Origin of the sequence: Streptomyces sp. NPDC090025 (assembly GCF_044748125.1) — a bacterium.
In the GTDB taxonomy this organism is placed as follows: Bacteria; Actinomycetota; Actinomycetes; order Streptomycetales; family Streptomycetaceae; genus Streptomyces.
Genome location: NZ_JBIVFL010000015.1, coordinates 170,248 through 186,373, shown reverse-complemented (window position 1 = coordinate 186,373; position 16,126 = coordinate 170,248). Strand labels below are relative to the sequence as shown.

The window sequence follows — 16,126 nt, the reverse complement described above, 5'->3', positions numbered from 1 at the left end:
TCGCCCGGATCCGGCGCGGCGCCGGATAGCGTCGGATCCGGCAGTGCCGTACCCAAGTGCTGCCGTCCCCGGGCGGGCGCGGCAGCGCGCCGACCCGGGACGGCAGCCACCGCGTGGAGGCCGTATGACCGGGCAGCAGGTGTCGGACGACGCCGTCATGACCAGGATCGGGCAGGCGACGATGCTGCTCCACGGCGGCGACCGCGAGGAGGCCCGCAACCGCTTCACGACCCTCTGGATCGAGCTCGGCCCGGACGGCGACCCGCTGCACCGCTGCACCCTCGCCCACTACATGGCCGACGCCCAGGACGACCCGGACGTCGAGCTGGCCTGGGACCTGCGGGCGCTGACCGCCGCCGAGGGGCTCGACGAGGACCGGCTGGCCCGGCACGACTCGGCGGCGGCGCTCCGCGCGCTCTACCCGTCACTGCACCTCAACCTGGCCGCCGACTACGTGAAGCTGGCCCAGCCCGACGCGGCCCGGATCCATCTGGACCGGGCCCGCGCCGCCGCCGAGACACTGGACGACGACGGCTACGGCAACGGGGTGCGCGCCGCCATCGGCCGCCTGGAGCTGCGGCTGCGCGCCCACCCCGAGCGGTAGCCCGCCGGATGGCTCCGGCCGGCTTGCCAGGTGGTCCGGCCGCGCCCTCAGGGCCCGTACGTTCCCCGGCAGAGCTTCGCCTGCGGGCTGTCCGGCGCCCAGCCCCCGTACGCCTGGCCGAGCGCGCACACCTCGGACCGGTCGCGCGGCACCCGGGGCACCCCCAGGGGCACGGCGGGCGGCCGGGCGGACGGCCGGTGTTCCTCCGGTACGGGGGAGGGGTCCAGCCGCTCCGCGCGGCGCGGCCGGGACACCGGGGCGGCCGCGGGACCCGCCGGACGCCGTGCGGTGTCCGCGCGCGGTCCGGGTTCCGGGGGATCGGGCAGCGCCGCCTCCAGGGCCTCCCTGGCGGGCCCCGGCACGATCTGCGGGGCCACGTCCTGGCCCTCGGGGGCGGTCGTGCGGCTCGGGGCGGTCGACGGCGCGGCGGGCGGCGAGTCGACCGCGACGCAGCCCGAGAGGGCGGCCATCGCCACCCCGGCGAGCAGCGTCACTGTGGTTCGGGTTCCATGCACCCGCGCCACTCTGCTGTCCTGATCACCCGGGCCGCGCCCCTACTCGCGGGGAATGCCCCGCACGAGTGATCATCCCGGTCCGCGCTGACCGCGCCGCGGGGGCGGCCGGCGGTCAGCCGCACCTGCTCCGGGCTCGCGGGCACCGGCCGGTGCTCAGTCGCCGGTCGCGCCGTCGATCCGCTCCCGGATCAGATCCGCGTGGCCGTTGTGCCGGGCGTACTCCTCGATCATGTGGAGGTAGATCCAGCGCAGGTTGAAGGTGTCACCGCTGCGGTGCTCGCCGACCCCGATGTCGTCGAGCCCGCGGTCGGCCGCCAGCGTCCTGGCCCGGGCGATCTCACCCTGCCACGCGGTGTACGCCTCCTCCCAGGTGTCCTCCTCGGTGACGTGGATGTCCCGGTCGTAGTCCTCGGCGGTGGCGAAGATCCAGGTCACGTCCTCGCCGGCCAGGACCTTGCGGAACCAGCCCCGCTCCACCTCGGCCATGTGCCGGACCAGGCCGAGCAGATTGAGGTCGGACGGCGGGACGGAGACCGTGCGCAGCTGGGCCTCGTCGAGGCCCGCGCACTTCGTCTCCAGGGTGGCGCGGTGGTAATCCAGCCACTCCTCAAGGGCGGCGCGCTCGGCGGTGACGGTGCCCGGCTCGACACGGGAGACACGGGAGGAGACAGGGTGCGATGCGGTGCTCTCGGCAGTCATGGGCCGCATCCTGACCCACCGGCAGCCCGTCTGCCAGCGAATTGACGTGAAGGCGGCTGCCGAACCGCCGCCGAGCCGCCGCCGGACGGACGTGCGGACGGACGCGTAAGCTGACCGGCGCCACGGCCCGTACAGGGCTGGGGGCGGGCGTACGCAGGCAGGATGCGGCCGTCCCGCAGTCGGTTCCCGGACAGTTCCCGGGCAACTCCCCGGCACCACAACGGCATGGCATTGGCACGACAACGGCACGACAACGGCACGACGAGCATGACGAAGACAAGGAGCACCCCGTGAAGGTCGGCTGCATCGGACTCGGCGACATCGCGCGCAAGGCGTATCTGCCCGTCCTGTCCACCCTGCCCGGGGTCGAACTCCACCTCCAGACCCGCACCCCCGCCACCCTCGACGAGGTCGGCGCCACCTTCCACGTGCCCGCCGAGCGCCGCCACCGCGACCTCGACTCGCTGCTCGCCACCGGCCTCGACGCCGCCTTCGTGCACGCCCCGACGTCCGCGCACGCGGAGATCACCACCCGGCTGCTCGACGCCGGGGTGCCCACCTATGTCGACAAGCCGCTGTCCTATGAGTACGCCGAGTCCGAGCGGCTGGTGGAGCTGGCCGAGAAGCGGTCCGTCAGCCTCGCCGTCGGCTTCAACCGGCGGCTCGCGCCCGGCTACGCCCAGTGCGCCGACCACCCGCGCGAACTGATCCTGCTGCAGAAGAACCGGGTCGGACTCCCCGAGGACCCGCGCACCTTCGTCCTCGACGACTTCATCCACGTCGTGGACACCCTGCGCTTCCTGCTGCCCGGCGAGGTCGACCACACCGATGTACGCGCCCGGGTGCGCGACGGACTGCTCGAGCACGTGGTGCTCCAGCTCTCCGGCGACGGCTTCACCGCCATCGGCATGATGAACCGTCTGAACGGGTCCACCGAGGAGATCCTGGAGGTCTCGGGGCAGGACACCAAGCGCCAGGTCATCAACCTCGCCGAGGTCGTCGACCACAAGGGCCAGCCGACCCTCCGGCGGCGCGGCGACTGGGTGCCGGTGGCCCGGCAGCGTGGCATCGAGCAGGCCGTCGTGGCGTTCCTCGACGCGGTCCGCGAGGGCCGCACGCTCAGCGCGCGCGACGCGCTGGTGACCCATGAGCTGTGCGAGCACGTGGTCCGCGAGGTGCTGGCCCAGGCATGAGGCGCGCGGGGCCGCGCCGGGCCGGTCAGCCGTCCCGGCGCCGCCACGGCGGCCCGTCGCGGTGGCCGCGCAGGACGCCCGCCGCCAGGCAGGCGACGACGACCGTCGCGCACGCGCCGTACAACGGCCAGTCGCCGAGCCGGTCGTACGGCGAGCGCGCGCGGGCCAGCGGCAGTTCGTAGACGGCGGTGGCGCTGCGGTCGGTGCCGAGCACCGGGCCGACGCGGCGGCCGTCCGGCCCGTACGCGGCGCTGATCCCGGTCAGCGTCGCGTGCACCATCGGCCGCCCCGACTCGGCGGCCCGCAGCGCGCCCAGCGAGGCGTGCTGGGCGGGGGCCCAGCTGTGCTGGAAGGTCGAGGTCGACGACTGCGCGACCAGCACGTCCGCGCCGTCGTCGGCGAGCCGCCCGCTCATGTCGGGGAACGCGGTCTCGAAGCAGATCAGCGGACCGATCCGCAGCCCGGCGGGCCCGGGGCCAGGGGCGTCGGGCAGCGCCATCACCACCGGGGCCGTGCCGCGCCGCCGGTCCTCGCCCGCCGCCTTGCCCACCGAGGTCGCCCAGCCGAGCACCGCGCGGGCCGGGACGTACTCGCCGAGCGGCACGAGCCGCATCTTGTCGTACCGCGCGCCGGTCGGTCCGTCCCGGCCGATCAGGATCGCGCTTTTGAAGATGCCGGGCCGGTCGGAACGGCGGGCGTCCACGTTCACCAGGAGCGGCGCGTCCACGCCCCGCGCGAGGGTGGTGAGCCGGGCCGCCAGATCGGGCCGCGAGCCGAGGTCGGCGCCGACGCTGCTCTCGCCCCACACCACCAGGTCGAGCCGCTGCCCGGCGAGCGCCCTGGTCAGCTCCTCGCCCCGGGCGAACCGCCGGTCGGCGCCCCCGGGACCGTCGTACACGCCCGGCTGGACCACCGCGATCCGCACTGTCCCGGTGCGCGGCGGCGGGGCGCCGACCCACCAGCCGAGGCCGACGAGCAGCGCGCAGACGAGCAACCCGGCCACTCCGGTCGCCCCGGCCGCCGCGAGGCGGCGGGCCGGTGCCATGGCGAGCACCAGCGCGAGCGCCGTGTTCACGGCCACCACGAGCAGCGTCAGCAGCCACACCCCGCCCACCGAGGCGAGCCGCAGCGCGGCGGGCACCTGCCACTGGCTGGCGCCGAGCAGGCCCCACGGGCCGCCGAGGCCCTGCCAGGAACGGACCAGTTCGATGAGCAGCCAGCCGGACGGCACCACGAGAAGTCCGGCCGCCGCCCGCCGCGCCGACGGCCTCCCGCCGAGGAACGCCCGGACGAGTCGCCCCCACGGCAGCCACAACAGCCCCAGAAGTCCTGCCAGAACCAGCAGGAACACATGCAGGCTCGGCAGCAGCCAGTGGTGCACGGCGATGACGAACCCGGCGCCCCCGCACCAGCCGTCCAGACCGGCCCGCCGCTGGTCGGGTGCGGACCGGATCAGGAGCAGCCAGGGCACGAGTGCGAGATACGCCCACCACCAGAGCCCCGGGGCCGGGAAGGCGAGCGCGGGCAGGGCCCCGAGCAGCAGCGCGAGCGCCGAGCGGGCGAGCCCCCGGCCGCGGCCGCCCCGGCCACGGCGCTGTTCGCCCCGGGCGCCGCTCCCGGCCCGTACCGCCGCCGAGTCGGTTCCGCCGGTCCCGCCGGTCTCATCGGTCCCGCCGGTCCCGTCGGCCGGAGAAGCCATCGGCCCGACGCTCCCGGTCGCCGACCGATGGGAATACGGCATCCGCATGCCCTGCCTCCAGGTGTCGCCTCCAGTCTGCGCGCGCCACCACGGCCCGGCCTCACATACGGCGCCACTTCTCCTCGACGACCACCGAACGGAGCCGCCAGCCGCCGTCCGTACGGCGCAGCGCGAAGGTGTAGCGCCCGCCGCACACGAAGTCCTCGCCCGACGCGAAGCGCATCGGGTTCAGATAGTCGGCCCGCACGGTCGCGGTGTCGCCGGGGTAGCCGCCGAGGTCCTGGAGGCTGATCCGGCGGTTGACGATCAGGTGCTGGCGGACCGGGAACAGCTTCATCGTCTCGGCCAGCCAGTCGGCGACCTCGGCGGCGGGCCCCTCGATACCGCCCGAGCCCGAGTAGTCGGCCCGCCCGTCCCGGGTGAACAGCGCCCGGTACGCGGTCCAGTCGGAGTCGTCCACGGCCACGGCGTAGCCGGTGACCAGGTCGTCGATGGCGAGCCGGTCCATCACCGTCGCGAGATCCACGCGCTGCGTCATCGGATCAGTGTCGGGCAGCGGACCTACGGGGCCAAGGGGCGTGCGCGCACGAACGTGACCGGCGCGCGAGCGTGCGCGGCGGGTACGTGGGCGGCCCTGTGCCCCTGAAGGCGCCCGCCACGGGGAGGCGGGCGCCTTCAGGGGCGCGTGGGACGGCGCGGGGACCGGGCCGGGGTCAGCGGACCACCGTGCCCGCGGGGGCCGACAGGAGGCCCAGTTCCGCGCGGGTCGGGGCGCCCTCCGCCGCGCCCCTGGGATCGTCATGGGCCCCGGGGCCGTCCGGGGGCAGGCACAGCGGGAGCTCGTCGTCGGAGGCGATCAGGACGTCCACGAGCGGCGCCCTGTCCTTCCTCTTCCTGGTGGACAAGGTGGAGCGCATCGAGGCGTAGGACGCGCCGCCGCCCGGCGTGTCCGGGGGCCGTACGCGAGCGGACGCGAGTCCTGGACGACCCGTCCCCTGCTCCGTCCGGATGTACGGAAGGGCCCGCACGGCTTCTCTCAGCCGTGCGGGCCCTTCCGCGTCATCCGCCGCTTCGCGCGCGTGTGTGTGTCGTGGCGGGGTCAGCCAGCCGACTCGCCCGCGTGCGGGCTGAGGACGCCCGCCGCGACCAGGGCGAAGAGCACGATGCCGAGCAGGATCCGGTAGATCACGAACGGCATGAAGGACTTGGTGGTGATGAACTTCATGAACCAGGCGATGACCGCGTAGCCCACCACGAACGCGATGATCGTCGCGAAGATCGTCGGCCCCCAGGAGACATGGCCCTCGCCCGCGTCCTTCAGCTCGAAGACGCCGGAGGCGAGCACCGCCGGGATGGCGAGCAGGAAGGAGTAGCGGGCGGCGGCCTCGCGGGTGTAGCCCATCAGCAGACCGCCGGAGATGGTGGCGCCGGACCGGGAGACGCCCGGGATCAGGGCCATCGCCTGGCAGACGCCGTAGATCAGGCCGTCACGGATGCCGAGCTCCTTGAGCGACTTGCGCTCGCGGACCGCGCGGTGCTTGCCGCCGATCTCGTCGCGGGCGGCGAGGCGGTCGGCGATGCCGAGCACGATGCCCATCACGATCAGGGTGGTGGCGATCAGGCGGAGATCGCGGAAGGGGCCCTCGATCTGGTCCTTGAAGGTCACGCCGAGGACGCCGATCGGGATCGAGCCGACGATGACCAGCCAGCCCATCTGGGCGTCGTGGTCCGAGCGCAGCGACTTGTCGAAGAGCGAGCGGAACCAGGCCGAGACGATCCGCACGATGTCCTTGCGGAAGTAGATCAGGACGGCGGCCTCGGTGCCGATCTGGGTGATCGCCGTGAACGCGGCGCCCGGGTCGTGCCAGCCCGCGAACGCGGCGGTCAGCCGCAGATGCGCGCTGGACGAGATGGGGAGGAACTCGGTAAGCCCCTGGACGAGTCCGAGGATGAATGATTCGAACCAACTCATGGAGTCAGGGCCGTCCCGAATGTACGTGTGCGGTCACAAGGTCGCTGCGCAGCGTACCGTCCCCGGGTGACACAGCGTTCCGCCGGGGCCGGGCGGCGGCCGGTCGAAGGCCGTCCGCCGGGGGCCGGGCCGCTCACTGCCCGGAGGGGCCCGTCGTGCTCCAACCGGGCGCCGTGACATGGGCCTTGAGCGTGGTGTGATCGGCCTCGTCGCCGCAGGACGCGCAGATGACCCGCGGGCTGAGCACTTCGCCGCAGCTGTGTTCGAGCACCACCGGCGGCCGGCCCGGGTTGAGGTGCCGGTCACCCCAGGCCATCAGGGTGGTCAGGACCGGGCCGAGCTCCTCGCCGGCCGCCGTCGCGCGGTACTCGTGGCGTGGCGGGCGCTCGCTGTACGCGACCTTCTCCAGGATCCCGGCCTCGACCAGGCGCTTCAGGCGCGCCGTGAGGATGTCACGGGGGGCGCCGGTGTTGCGGGCGATGCGGTCGAAACGGTGGACACCGAGCGAGATCTCGCGCAGCACGAGCAGCGAGTACTTCTCGCCGACCAGGGCGAGGGTGTCGGCGATCGAGCAGGGGCGGGGCGCGGCCTTCATGGGGTCAGCCTAGGCCAGCCTCCCGGGGAGGGTTTGAAAATCCAACCGACAGGGCTATGTTACTGGCAGGTGTTGGTCCAGTTTTCCAACTCAGTCGTCCGCCCGCGGGATCTGCCCACAGGAGACATGCCATGCGCGACGCCGTCATCGTCGAAGCCGTCCGTACGCCGATCGGGAAGGGCAAGCCCGGCGGCGCCCTCGCCGACGTCCACCCGGTCGCCCTGCTCTCCCACACCCTGCGCGCCCTGATCGACCGGACCGGGATCGACCCCGCCCTCGTCGACGACGTCATCGGCGGCACCGTCGACCAGGTCGGCGAGCAGGCCATGAACACCACCCGCTACGCCTGGCTGGGCGCGGGCCTGCCCGAGACCGTCCCCGCCACCACCGTCGACCGGCAGTGCGGCTCCTCGCAGCAGGCCGTTCACTTCGCCGCCCAGGGCGTCCGCTCCGGCGCCTACGACATCGTCGTGGCCTGCGGGGTCGAGTCGATGAGCCGGGTTCCGATGTGGTCCAACGTGCCGCCGGGCGCCGACCCCTTCGGCCCCGGCGTCGCCGCCCGCTACCCGGAGGGCCTGGTCCCGCAGGGCATCAGCGCCGAGCTGATCGCCGCCAAGTGGTCGATCGGCCGCACCGCCATGGACGAGTTCGCCGCCGCCTCGCACGCCCGGGCCGCGCGGGCCTGGCAGGCCGGACTCTTCGACGCCCAGGTGGTCCCGTACGGCGAGGTGCGCCGCGACGAGTCGGTGCGGCCCACGACCACCCCGGAGATCCTGGCCGGGCTGCGGCCCGCCTTCGAGGACCCCGGCTTCGCCGAGCGCTTCCCGCAGATCGAGTGGTCGGTCACCGCGGGCAACAGCAGCCCCGTCAACGACGGCGCCTCGGCCGTCCTGATCATGGCCGCCGACACCGCCCGCGCCCTCGGGCTGCGCCCGCTCGCCCGGCTGCACTCCTTCGCCGTCACCGGCTCGGACCCGGTCCTCATGCTCACCGGGGTGATCCCGGCCACCGAGAAGGTGCTGCGGAACGCCGGACTCCGGCTCGACGAGATCGACCTGTTCGAGATCAACGAGGCGTTCGCCAGCGTCGTCCTCGGCTGGCAGCAGGAGACCGGCGCCGACCCGGCCAAGGTCAATGTGCACGGCGGCGCGATCGCCCTCGGCCACCCGCTCGGCGCCAGTGGCACACGGCTCACCACCACCCTGGTGCACGCGCTGCGCGAGCGGGGCGCGCGGTACGGCCTGCAGGCCATGTGCGAGGCGGGCGGCCTGGCCAACGCGATGATCGTCGAGGCGCTGTAGCGGCCATGAGCCCATGAGCCCATGAGCCCATGAGCCCATGCGGCGGGCGACCCTGCCCGGCGTGGGACGTGCCACCGGGCGGACGGGCTACGGGGCGGGGGAGCCCGTCGCGGCGGGTGCGGGCGGCACCACCGTGGCCGCCGCCTCCGCCTCGGCCCCCGTGACGGTCGCCGTCTCCGCCGCCTCGTGCTCGCGCGCCGAGCGGTCCGCGTGCGCGCTGATCCGGTGCCGCTTGCGCCAGGCCACCACGGCGGCGACGGCCGCCGACAGGACGATGAAGCCGGTGGCGATGAGGAAGGCGGGGGAGGTGGGCGAGGTGGCCTCGCTGCCCGCGATCACGTACGCCGCCGTGTTCGGCACCGAACCGAGCCCGGTGGCGAGCAGGAACGGGAACAGCTTCATCCGGGAGACCGCGGCCGCGTAGTTCGCCAGTTGGAACGGCATCCCGGGGAACAGCCGGATCGCCAGCATCGAGCGGAACCCGTGCCGGGTCAGCTGACCGTCCGCCGCCTTCAGCCAGCGGCCCCGCACGTACGGGCGCAGCGCGTCCTGCCCGAGCGCCCGCCCGAGCAGGAAGGACAGCGCCGCGCCCACGATGGTGCCGCCGAGCGAGACCGCGATGCCCCAGGGGGCGCCGAACAGGGCGCCCGCCGCCAGGTTGAGGATCGGCCGCGGCACCAGGGCCGCGGTGCACACCCCGTACGCCACACCGAAGACGATCATCGCGCCCGCGCCGCTCAGCTGCGGCGGCCAGCCCGCCGCGAGCAGCCGTTGTGGCTCGAAGAGCAGCACGCAGACGCCGGCGGCGACCAGGATCACAGCGAGATACGTCAGCCGGGCCTTGGGCGAAAGGAGCCCTCGGGAGCGGCGGACGGACACGGGCTCGAACACCCGGGGAGAGTAACCGACCCGGGCGTGTGATCGCCGTAATGTGCGCCATGCCCGGCCGCCCGTCCCGCCGTCCGTCCTGCCGTCCGTCCCGCCGTTCTGGAGTGATCCGATGCGCACCCCCGCGACCCCCGCCACGCCGGAGCAGGTCCCCGCGAGCGCCCTCGCCGACGAGGTGCTCGCCCGCCTCACCACCGTCTACCCGACGGGCGGCGACCCGTTCCGGGCGCAGGAGATGGTCGCGTACATGAAAGGCGTGGCGCCGTTCCTCGGGGTGCGCAGCCCGGAGCGCCGGGAGCTGACCCGTACCGTCCTCAAGGGCCTCGGCACGCCCGACGAGGCCGACTGCGCGGCGGTCGCGCTGCGCTGCTTCGCGCTCGACGAGCGCGAGTACCACTACTTCGCCGTCGACTACCTCCGCCGCCACATCAAGCGCTGCTCGTCCGGCTTCCTGCCGGTGGCCAGGACCCTGGTGACCACCGTCTCCTGGTGGGACACCGTCGACCACCTCGCCGCCCATGTGGTCGGCGGCCTGGTCGCGGCCGATCCGGCGCTGGCCACGGCGATGGACGAGTGGATCACCGACGACGACCTGTGGGTGGCCCGCACCGCCCTGCTCCACCAGCTCCGGTACAAGTCCGGCACCGACGCCGAACGCCTCTTCTCGTACTGCCTGCTGCGCTCGGGCCACCCCGACTTCTTCATCCGCAAGGCGATCGGCTGGGCCCTGCGCGAGTACGCCAAGACCGCACCGGGCGAGGTGCGGGCGTTCGTCGACCAGAACGCGTCGCGGCTGTCGCCGCTCTCGGTGCGCGAGGCGACCAAGAACCTGCCGTAGCCGGGACCGGCACCGGGACCGGCACCGGGACCGGGACCGGGACCGGGACCGGGCGCCGCCCCGCCGTGCCCGAGCCCCGGCGAAATTCGTTCGACGCCGCCGACCTGAGCGGCCATCATCAGTGCCATGTTCCGGTACGCCTTCCTCGCAGCGCCGTCCGCAGTCGCGGACGCGCCGAAGGCTGCCGTGGCGACCACGACCTTGCTCGGCGGCGACCGAAGCTGACCCTCCCCGGACCGTCCGGCGGACCCCACAGGGGGAGGGTCGGTTCGGCCCCAGGGGTCCCCACTCACGTTTCGAGCAGGGAATCGAGCACACCCGCCATGTCCAAGCAGGCATACGCGCGCACCAAGCCGCACCTCAACATCGGCACCATGGGTCACGTCGACCACGGCAAGACCACCCTCACCGCCGCCATCACCAAGGTCCTCAGCGAGCGCCCCGGCGCCACCGCCGACAACGCCACCGCCTACGTCCCCTTCGACCGCATCGACCGCGCCCCCGAGGAGGCGCGCCGCGGCATCACCATCAACGCCGCGCACGTCGAGTACGAGACCGACACCCGCCACTACGCCCATGTCGACCTGCCCGGGCACGCCGACTACGTCAAGAACATGGTCACCGGCGCCGCCCAGCTCGACGGCGCGATCCTCGTCGTCTCCGCGCTCGACGGGATCATGCCGCAGACCTCCGAGCACGTGCTGCTGGCCCGTCAGGTCGGCGTCGACCACATCGTCGTCGCCCTCAACAAGGCGGACGGCGCCGACGAGGAGCTGGCCGACCTCGTCGAGCTGGAGGTGCGCGAACTGCTCACCGCGCACGGCTACGGCGGCGACGCCGTGCCCGTGGTCCGGGTCTCCGGCCTGCGCGCCCTCGCGGGCGACCCGCGCTGGACGGCGTCGGTGGAGGCGCTGCTCGACGCGGTCGACACCTATGTGCCGGTGCCCGAGCGCTATGTCGACGCGCCGTTCCTGTTGCCGGTGGAGAACGTCCTCACCATCACCGGCCGGGGCACGGTCGTCACCGGTGCCGTCGAACGCGGCACCGTCCGGGTCGGCGACCGGGTCGCGGTCCTCGGTGCGGACACCGAGACCGTCGTCACCGGCGTGGAGACCTTCGGGCGGCCGATGGAGTCCGCCCAGGCGGGCGACAACGTGGCGCTGCTCCTGCGCGGGGTGCCACGCGGCGCGGTCCGGCGCGGCGACGTCGTCGCGGCGCCCGGCAGCGTCGAGCCGCGCCGCCGCTTCACGGCCCGGGTGTACGTGCTGTCCGCCCGCGAGGGCGGCCGGGCGACCCCGGTCGCCACCGGCTACCGGCCGCAGTTCCACCTGCGGACGGCGGACGTGGTCGGCGGCGTCGACCTCGGCGAGGCGGGGGTCGCCAGGCCCGGCGACACGGTCACCATGACCGTCGAGCTCGGCCGCGACCTCCCGCTGGAGGCCGGGCTCGGCTTCGCGATCCGCGAGGGCGGCAAGACCGTCGGCGCGGGCACGATCACCGAGGTCCACTGAGCGGCCCGCCGAGGGGACCAGGGAGCGGTCCGGTACGGGGCCGGTGCGGGCCGCACCCTCGCGGGGTGCGGCCCGCGTCCGGTTCCCGGCGCCGGCCCTGGTCCGCCCGCCCGGCCCCCGCCCCTCGGGCCCCGGCCCGCCCACCCCGCCCCTCGGGCCCCGCCCCGCCTCCGCCCGGGCAGAATGGGCCCGTGAACGAGCAGATCCCTGTCATCCGCGAGGTCGACCACGGCACCGCCCGGCTGATGCCCGACGTCGACACCGAACGGGGCTGGCTGCTCACCGTCGACGGCGCGCCCCAGTCGTACATCGACCTCGACGACCCCCGCCACCTGGAGTTCGAGTACGCGCGGCGGCTCGCCCACGTCCTCGACCTCGCCGCGGAGCCGGGGGAGCCGCTCGACGTCGTGCACCTCGGCGGCGGCGCGCTCACCCTGCCCCGCTACACGGCGGCGACCCGGCCCGGATCGCGGCAGCGGGTCGCCGAGGCGGACCGTGGACTGCTCGGCCTGGTGGCCGAGGTGCTTCCGGTGCCCGCCGAGGACGGGATCGCGGTGTACGGGGCGGACGCCCGGGAATGGCTGGCGGCGGAGCCGGACGCCTCGGCGGACGTGCTGATCGCCGACGTGTTCGGCGGCTCCCGGGTCCCCGCGCACCTCACCTCGGTCGACTACGCGCGCGAGGCCCGCCGGGTGCTGCGCCCCGGCGGCGTCTACGCGGCGAACCTCGCCGACGGCGCGCCCTTCGCCTTCCTGCGCGGCCAGCTCGCGACCTTCGGCGCGGTCTTCCCCGAGCTGGCGCTGATCGCCGAACCCGGGGTGCTGCGCGGCCGCCGGTTCGGCAACGCGGTCCTGCTCGCCGCCGACCGGGAGCCCGATCTCGCGGGCCTGGCCCGCCGTACCGCGGCCGACCCGTTCCCGGCCCGGGTGGAGCACGGAGCGCCGCTGACCCGGTTCATCGGTGACGCGGTGCCGGTACGGGACGAGGACGCGGTCCCGTCACCCGTGCCGCCGGACGGCGCCTTCGGCATCGGCTGAGCCGGTCCTGGCCGAGATGGTCTCGGCCGGGACGGCGTCAGCGGGGACGGCACCGGCCCCCGGGTCCGGGGCCGTGCCCGGGTCCGGAGCACCGGCCCCCGCCACCCGCTTCGTGACCGTCCCCGCGACCGTCCCCGTCCCCGTTCCCGTCCGCCGGGTCATGTTCCGCACGTCCGGCACCAGCAGCACCAGGCCCGTCACCAGGACGATCAGCGTGGCCGAGCCCCACAGTGCGGTGTCCCGGCCCATCAGGCTCTCCGCCGGTCCGGCCAGGGCCGTGGACAGCGGGAGCATCGCGGTGGAGCCGAACCAGTCGTAGGCGGAGACCCGGGACAGCTTCTCCTCGGGGATCTCCTGGTGCAGCGTGGTCATCCAGGAGACGCCGAAGATCTCGATGGCGACCCCGCTGACGAACATCGCCGCCGAGAGCCCCCACACGTCGAGCGGCACCGCGAGCGCCGCCGAGGGCAGCGCGATCGGGAACACGCCGAGGGTGCCCACCAGGAGCAGCCTGCGCGGCTTCCAGCGGGCCATGAGCAGCGCGCCGCCCAGGGTGCCGACTCCGAAGGCGGCGAGCGCGATGCCCCAGGGCCGGGCGCCGCCGAGTTCGTCGCGGGCGACCAGCGGGCCGTACACCGACTCGGCCGCGCCGACCAGCGCCACCACGATGGAGAACTGGGCGACGATCGACCACAGCCAGGGGCGGCCGATGACCTCGCGCCAGCCGTCCCGCAGATCGGCGAGCAGTCCGCCGCCGGGGGACCGGTCGGCCACCTGCCGGACGTCGAGGAAGGCGCGCAGCGCGCCCGCGAGGGCGAACGCGGCGGCGTCGACGGCGAGCACCCAGCCCGGTCCGACGGCGGCGACCATGGCGCCGCCGAGCGCCGCGCCGCCGATGCCGGCGCCGCTCAGCGCCATCCGGAACAGCGCGAAGGCGCGGCTGACCTGCTCGCCGTCGACCGAGGACAGCAGCATGCCCTCGGCGGCCGGGTTGAAGAACGCCTGCCCGGTGCCGCACAGCGCGGTCAGCACCATCATGTGCCAGAGTTCGGCCCGGCCGGTGAGCACCAGGACGGCGAAGAGCGCCTGGGAGACGCAGTTCAGCGCGTTGGCGGCGACCATCACCCGGTGCCGCGGCACCCGGTCGGCGACCGCGCCGCCGATCAGCAGGAAGAACACCAGCGGCAGCGTGCGGGCCATCGCGACCAGGCCCACGTCGCCGCCGTCGCCGCCGGACTGGATGACGGCGAACGCCGCCGCGATCAGGGCGCCGTGGGTGCCCACGTTGGTGATGATCGCGGCGGCGGTGAGCAGCAGGTAGTTCCGGCCCGCCCAGCCGGGTATGTGCGCGCGGATCACGACTCCGGGGAATCGGGGGCCAGGCGCACGGTGGACATGATCTTCTTGATCGTGTCGTCGGGCAGCTCGTCCTTGACGCCGTCGGCGGCGTAGAGCACGAAGGAGGAGAAGTCGCCCTTGGCGTTCTTGAAGGAGAAGGCGACCGACTTGCCGTCGGACTCGCACATGTTGCGCTTCTTGATGCCGGGCGCGGTCGCGGTCGCCATGCTGCCGGAGAGCCCGGAGGCCGAGGTGTACGGCACCGCCTTGGTGATCTTGATGGTGCCCTTCGGCATGTGCTGGGCGTAACCGGCCCACACCCAGTTGCCGGCCTCGTTGAAGGCCGCCTCCGCGGTGTCCTTGGCGCCCTGGCCGCCCTTGGTGCCCGCGCCGCCGAGGCTCCATGCCTCCTTGGTCCCGTTCTTGTCCGTGTCGTACGCGCACCAGTTGGACTTGAAGTGCGCGGGCGCGGACATGGTGACGACCGGTGAGCCGTCGTTCTTCTTCTCGTCCTCGAAGTAGGTGACGACACCCGGCTTCGCGAGCTCCCACTCCGGCGGTACGTCGAACAGCGTGCCGTACTTCGGGTTGTAGACGACCTTCCAGCCCGGGACGGTCGGCTGCATCGCGGCCCCGTCGCGCGGGTTGTCGATCGACGGCTGGGCGGAGGGGGTGCCCGGCGCGCTGCTGCTCTGCTTGGGCTTGGGGTCGTCGGCGACGTTCTTCTTGCCGTCGTCGTCCTTGCCGACCACCAGGAACGCGGTGACCCCGCCCGCCACGAGCACGGCCACCGCCGCGACGATCGCGATCAGCGTGGTCTGCTTCTTCTTGCCGTTGCCGCCGTCGCCACCGGGCTGTGCCGGTCCGGGCATCGCGTACTGCTGCACGGTCGGCTGCTGGTACGGGTTGGGCTGACCGTAACCGGGATACCCGCCCTGCGGCGGGGCCGGCGGGGCCGGCGGCTGCTGGTACGGGTTCGGCTGGCCGTATCCGCCCTGCTGCACGGTCGGCTGCTGGTAGGGGTTCGGCTGTCCGTACCCGCCCTGCGCGCCGCCCTGGGCGCCGGGCTGCTGCCCGTAACCGGGCTGCCCGCCGGGCTGCGCGTACGGGTTCTGCTGCTGATTAGGGTCCTGCGGGTTCTGCTCGCCCCCGGGCGGCTGCTGTCCTGGCCACATGGGCCGTAACGATAGAGGTGCGACCGGTGCGCGGCTACGCCCGCCCCCGTCCGGGGATGGCGCGGACTGCTACCGGTGGGTAACATAACCGGGCATGAGCGCAGACCAGATGACCGTCGGCGAGATGCTCGCCGCCACGGTGCCCATGGCCAGGACCCTGAAGCTGGAGTTCCTGGAGACCACCGCCGAGCGCGCCGTCGTGCGCCTCCCGGACCAGGCCGACTACCACAACCACGTCGGCGGCCCGCACGCCGGAGCGATGTTCACCCTCGCCGAGTCCGCCAGCGGCGCCATCGTGCTCGCCGCCTTCGGCGACCAGCTGAGCCGCGCGGTGCCGCTCGCGGTCAGCGCCGACATCGCCTACAAGAAGCTGGCCATGGGCGTGGTCACCGCCACCGCGACCCTGGGCCGCCCGGTCGCCGAGGTCGTCGCCGAGCTGGACGCGGGGCAGCGCCCCGAGTTCCCGGTCCGCATCGACATCACCCGCGAGGACGGCGCCGTCACCGGCGAGATGACCGTCCTGTGGACCCTGCGGCCGAACAACTGACGGCATCCGCCGGTACGGGTGCCCCACCACGGGTGCCCGGCACGGCGGCGCGGAATCCGACGAACCGTCACGCATAGTGCGATCAGCCATCGACCGGACGCGGGTCGGCGGCCCCCAGGCCCGAGGCCCCGGGACCTCGGTCACCGGCCCCGGGCCGGTGAGCCGCCGACCGCCTCCGCGTCCGCCTCCGCGTCACGATCCTGATGGTGATCGT

Annotated in this window: 16 protein-coding genes and 1 pseudogene; 7 read left to right on the top strand and 10 right to left on the bottom strand. The window is 74.0% G+C overall.

What is annotated here, in order from left to right; genetic code table 11:
- Positions 1 to 124 precede the first annotated feature (124 nt).
- Positions 125 to 604, top strand: a complete 480-nt coding sequence (locus tag ACIPXM_RS29030; protein WP_401661355.1) for a hypothetical protein — start codon at positions 125 to 127, stop codon at positions 602 to 604.
- A 47-nt stretch (positions 605 to 651) separates the two neighbouring features.
- On the opposite strand, the gene ACIPXM_RS29025 is transcribed toward ACIPXM_RS29030, so the two are convergent.
- Positions 652 to 1,119 carry a hypothetical protein gene (locus tag ACIPXM_RS29025; protein WP_401661352.1) on the bottom strand — a complete coding sequence of 156 codons (468 nt, stop codon included), beginning with the start codon at positions 1,117 to 1,119 and terminating at the stop codon, positions 652 to 654.
- Positions 1,120 to 1,272: 153 nt separating this feature from the next.
- A complete protein-coding gene (locus ACIPXM_RS29020) occupies positions 1,273 to 1,827 on the bottom strand; it encodes a DinB family protein (protein ID WP_401661350.1) in 555 nt (184 codons plus the stop codon).
- A gap of 281 nt (positions 1,828 to 2,108) precedes the next feature.
- Between ACIPXM_RS29020 and ACIPXM_RS29015 the strand changes: the two genes are divergently transcribed.
- Positions 2,109 to 3,011, top strand: a complete 903-nt coding sequence (locus ACIPXM_RS29015; RefSeq protein ID WP_401661347.1) for a Gfo/Idh/MocA family protein — start codon at positions 2,109 to 2,111, stop codon at positions 3,009 to 3,011.
- Here the strand turns inward: ACIPXM_RS29015 and lnt are convergent.
- The 5 genes and pseudogenes from lnt to ACIPXM_RS28990 form a co-directional block, all read right to left on the bottom strand.
- Positions 2,938 to 4,758, bottom strand: a pseudogene (gene lnt, locus ACIPXM_RS29010) (apolipoprotein N-acyltransferase). The gene ACIPXM_RS29015 and the pseudogene lnt overlap by 74 nt on opposite strands.
- A gap of 52 nt (positions 4,759 to 4,810) precedes the next feature.
- Positions 4,811 to 5,248 carry a nuclear transport factor 2 family protein gene (locus tag ACIPXM_RS29005; RefSeq protein ID WP_401661345.1) on the bottom strand — a complete coding sequence of 146 codons (438 nt, stop codon included), beginning with the start codon at positions 5,246 to 5,248 and terminating at the stop codon, positions 4,811 to 4,813.
- A 175-nt stretch (positions 5,249 to 5,423) separates the two neighbouring features.
- The gene (locus tag ACIPXM_RS29000; protein ID WP_401661343.1) at positions 5,424 to 5,615 is read right to left on the bottom strand and encodes a hypothetical protein; all 192 of its coding nucleotides are present in this window, start codon (positions 5,613 to 5,615) and stop codon (positions 5,424 to 5,426) included.
- A 194-nt stretch (positions 5,616 to 5,809) separates the two neighbouring features.
- The gene (locus ACIPXM_RS28995) at positions 5,810 to 6,682 is read right to left on the bottom strand and encodes an undecaprenyl-diphosphate phosphatase (RefSeq protein ID WP_401661341.1); all 873 of its coding nucleotides are present in this window, start codon (positions 6,680 to 6,682) and stop codon (positions 5,810 to 5,812) included.
- 133 nt (positions 6,683 to 6,815) lie between these two features.
- On the bottom strand, positions 6,816 to 7,277 hold the full coding sequence (locus tag ACIPXM_RS28990) for a winged helix-turn-helix transcriptional regulator (protein ID WP_401661338.1): 462 nt from the start codon (positions 7,275 to 7,277) through the stop codon (positions 6,816 to 6,818).
- A gap of 131 nt (positions 7,278 to 7,408) precedes the next feature.
- Here ACIPXM_RS28990 and ACIPXM_RS28985 point away from each other — a divergent pair, with 131 nt between their 5' ends.
- Positions 7,409 to 8,578, top strand: a complete 1,170-nt coding sequence (locus ACIPXM_RS28985) for a thiolase family protein (protein ID WP_401661336.1) — start codon at positions 7,409 to 7,411, stop codon at positions 8,576 to 8,578.
- Positions 8,579 to 8,665: 87 nt separating this feature from the next.
- Here the strand turns inward: ACIPXM_RS28985 and ACIPXM_RS28980 are convergent, their stop codons facing one another.
- Positions 8,666 to 9,469 carry a TVP38/TMEM64 family protein gene (locus ACIPXM_RS28980; protein WP_401661333.1) on the bottom strand — a complete coding sequence of 268 codons (804 nt, stop codon included), beginning with the start codon at positions 9,467 to 9,469 and terminating at the stop codon, positions 8,666 to 8,668.
- A gap of 109 nt (positions 9,470 to 9,578) precedes the next feature.
- Between ACIPXM_RS28980 and ACIPXM_RS28975 the strand changes: the two genes are divergently transcribed.
- From ACIPXM_RS28975 to ACIPXM_RS28965, 3 genes are all read left to right on the top strand, one after another.
- Entirely contained in the window at positions 9,579 to 10,304 is a 726-nt protein-coding gene (locus ACIPXM_RS28975) for a DNA alkylation repair protein (protein WP_401661331.1), read from the top strand.
- A gap of 323 nt (positions 10,305 to 10,627) precedes the next feature.
- On the top strand, positions 10,628 to 11,815 hold the full coding sequence (gene tuf / locus ACIPXM_RS28970) for an elongation factor Tu (RefSeq protein ID WP_401661328.1): 1,188 nt from the start codon (positions 10,628 to 10,630) through the stop codon (positions 11,813 to 11,815).
- Positions 11,816 to 12,006: 191 nt separating this feature from the next.
- Positions 12,007 to 12,852, top strand: a complete 846-nt coding sequence (locus tag ACIPXM_RS28965) for a spermidine synthase (protein WP_401661325.1) — start codon at positions 12,007 to 12,009, stop codon at positions 12,850 to 12,852.
- On the opposite strand, the gene ACIPXM_RS28960 is transcribed toward ACIPXM_RS28965, so the two are convergent.
- Positions 12,814 to 14,211: an MFS transporter gene (locus ACIPXM_RS28960; RefSeq protein ID WP_401661322.1), complete on the bottom strand. Its 1,398-nt coding sequence runs from the start codon at positions 14,209 to 14,211 to the stop codon at positions 12,814 to 12,816. The two genes, ACIPXM_RS28965 and ACIPXM_RS28960, sit on opposite strands and share 39 nt — an antisense overlap.
- Positions 14,208 to 15,365, bottom strand: coding sequence for a hypothetical protein (locus tag ACIPXM_RS28955; RefSeq protein WP_401661319.1), 1,158 nt, complete (start codon positions 15,363 to 15,365; stop codon positions 14,208 to 14,210). Before ACIPXM_RS28955 ends, ACIPXM_RS28960 begins: the two co-directional genes overlap by 4 nt.
- Before the next feature lie 109 nt (positions 15,366 to 15,474).
- On the opposite strand from ACIPXM_RS28955, the gene ACIPXM_RS28950 reads away from it, so the two are divergent.
- On the top strand, positions 15,475 to 15,912 hold the full coding sequence (locus ACIPXM_RS28950; RefSeq protein WP_401661449.1) for a DUF4442 domain-containing protein: 438 nt from the start codon (positions 15,475 to 15,477) through the stop codon (positions 15,910 to 15,912).
- Positions 15,913 to 16,126: the final 214 nt, after the last annotated feature.

Coding starts and splice junctions, on each gene's coding strand:
- ACIPXM_RS28985 (WP_401661336.1), top strand. CDS start 7,409: ATGCGCGACGCCGTCATCGTCGAAGCCGTCCGTACGCCGATCGGGAAG.
- ACIPXM_RS29020 (WP_401661350.1), bottom strand. CDS start 1,827: ATGCGGCCCATGACTGCCGAGAGCACCGCATCGCACCCTGTCTCCTCC.
- tuf (WP_401661328.1), top strand. CDS start 10,628: ATGTCCAAGCAGGCATACGCGCGCACCAAGCCGCACCTCAACATCGGC.
- ACIPXM_RS28995 (WP_401661341.1), bottom strand. CDS start 6,682: ATGAGTTGGTTCGAATCATTCATCCTCGGACTCGTCCAGGGGCTTACC.
- ACIPXM_RS28975 (WP_401661331.1), top strand. CDS start 9,579: ATGCGCACCCCCGCGACCCCCGCCACGCCGGAGCAGGTCCCCGCGAGC.
- ACIPXM_RS29005 (WP_401661345.1), bottom strand. CDS start 5,248: ATGACGCAGCGCGTGGATCTCGCGACGGTGATGGACCGGCTCGCCATC.
- ACIPXM_RS28955 (WP_401661319.1), bottom strand. CDS start 15,365: ATGTGGCCAGGACAGCAGCCGCCCGGGGGCGAGCAGAACCCGCAGGAC.
- ACIPXM_RS29030 (WP_401661355.1), top strand. CDS start 125: ATGACCGGGCAGCAGGTGTCGGACGACGCCGTCATGACCAGGATCGGG.
- ACIPXM_RS28990 (WP_401661338.1), bottom strand. CDS start 7,277: ATGAAGGCCGCGCCCCGCCCCTGCTCGATCGCCGACACCCTCGCCCTG.
- ACIPXM_RS28950 (WP_401661449.1), top strand. CDS start 15,475: ATGACCGTCGGCGAGATGCTCGCCGCCACGGTGCCCATGGCCAGGACC.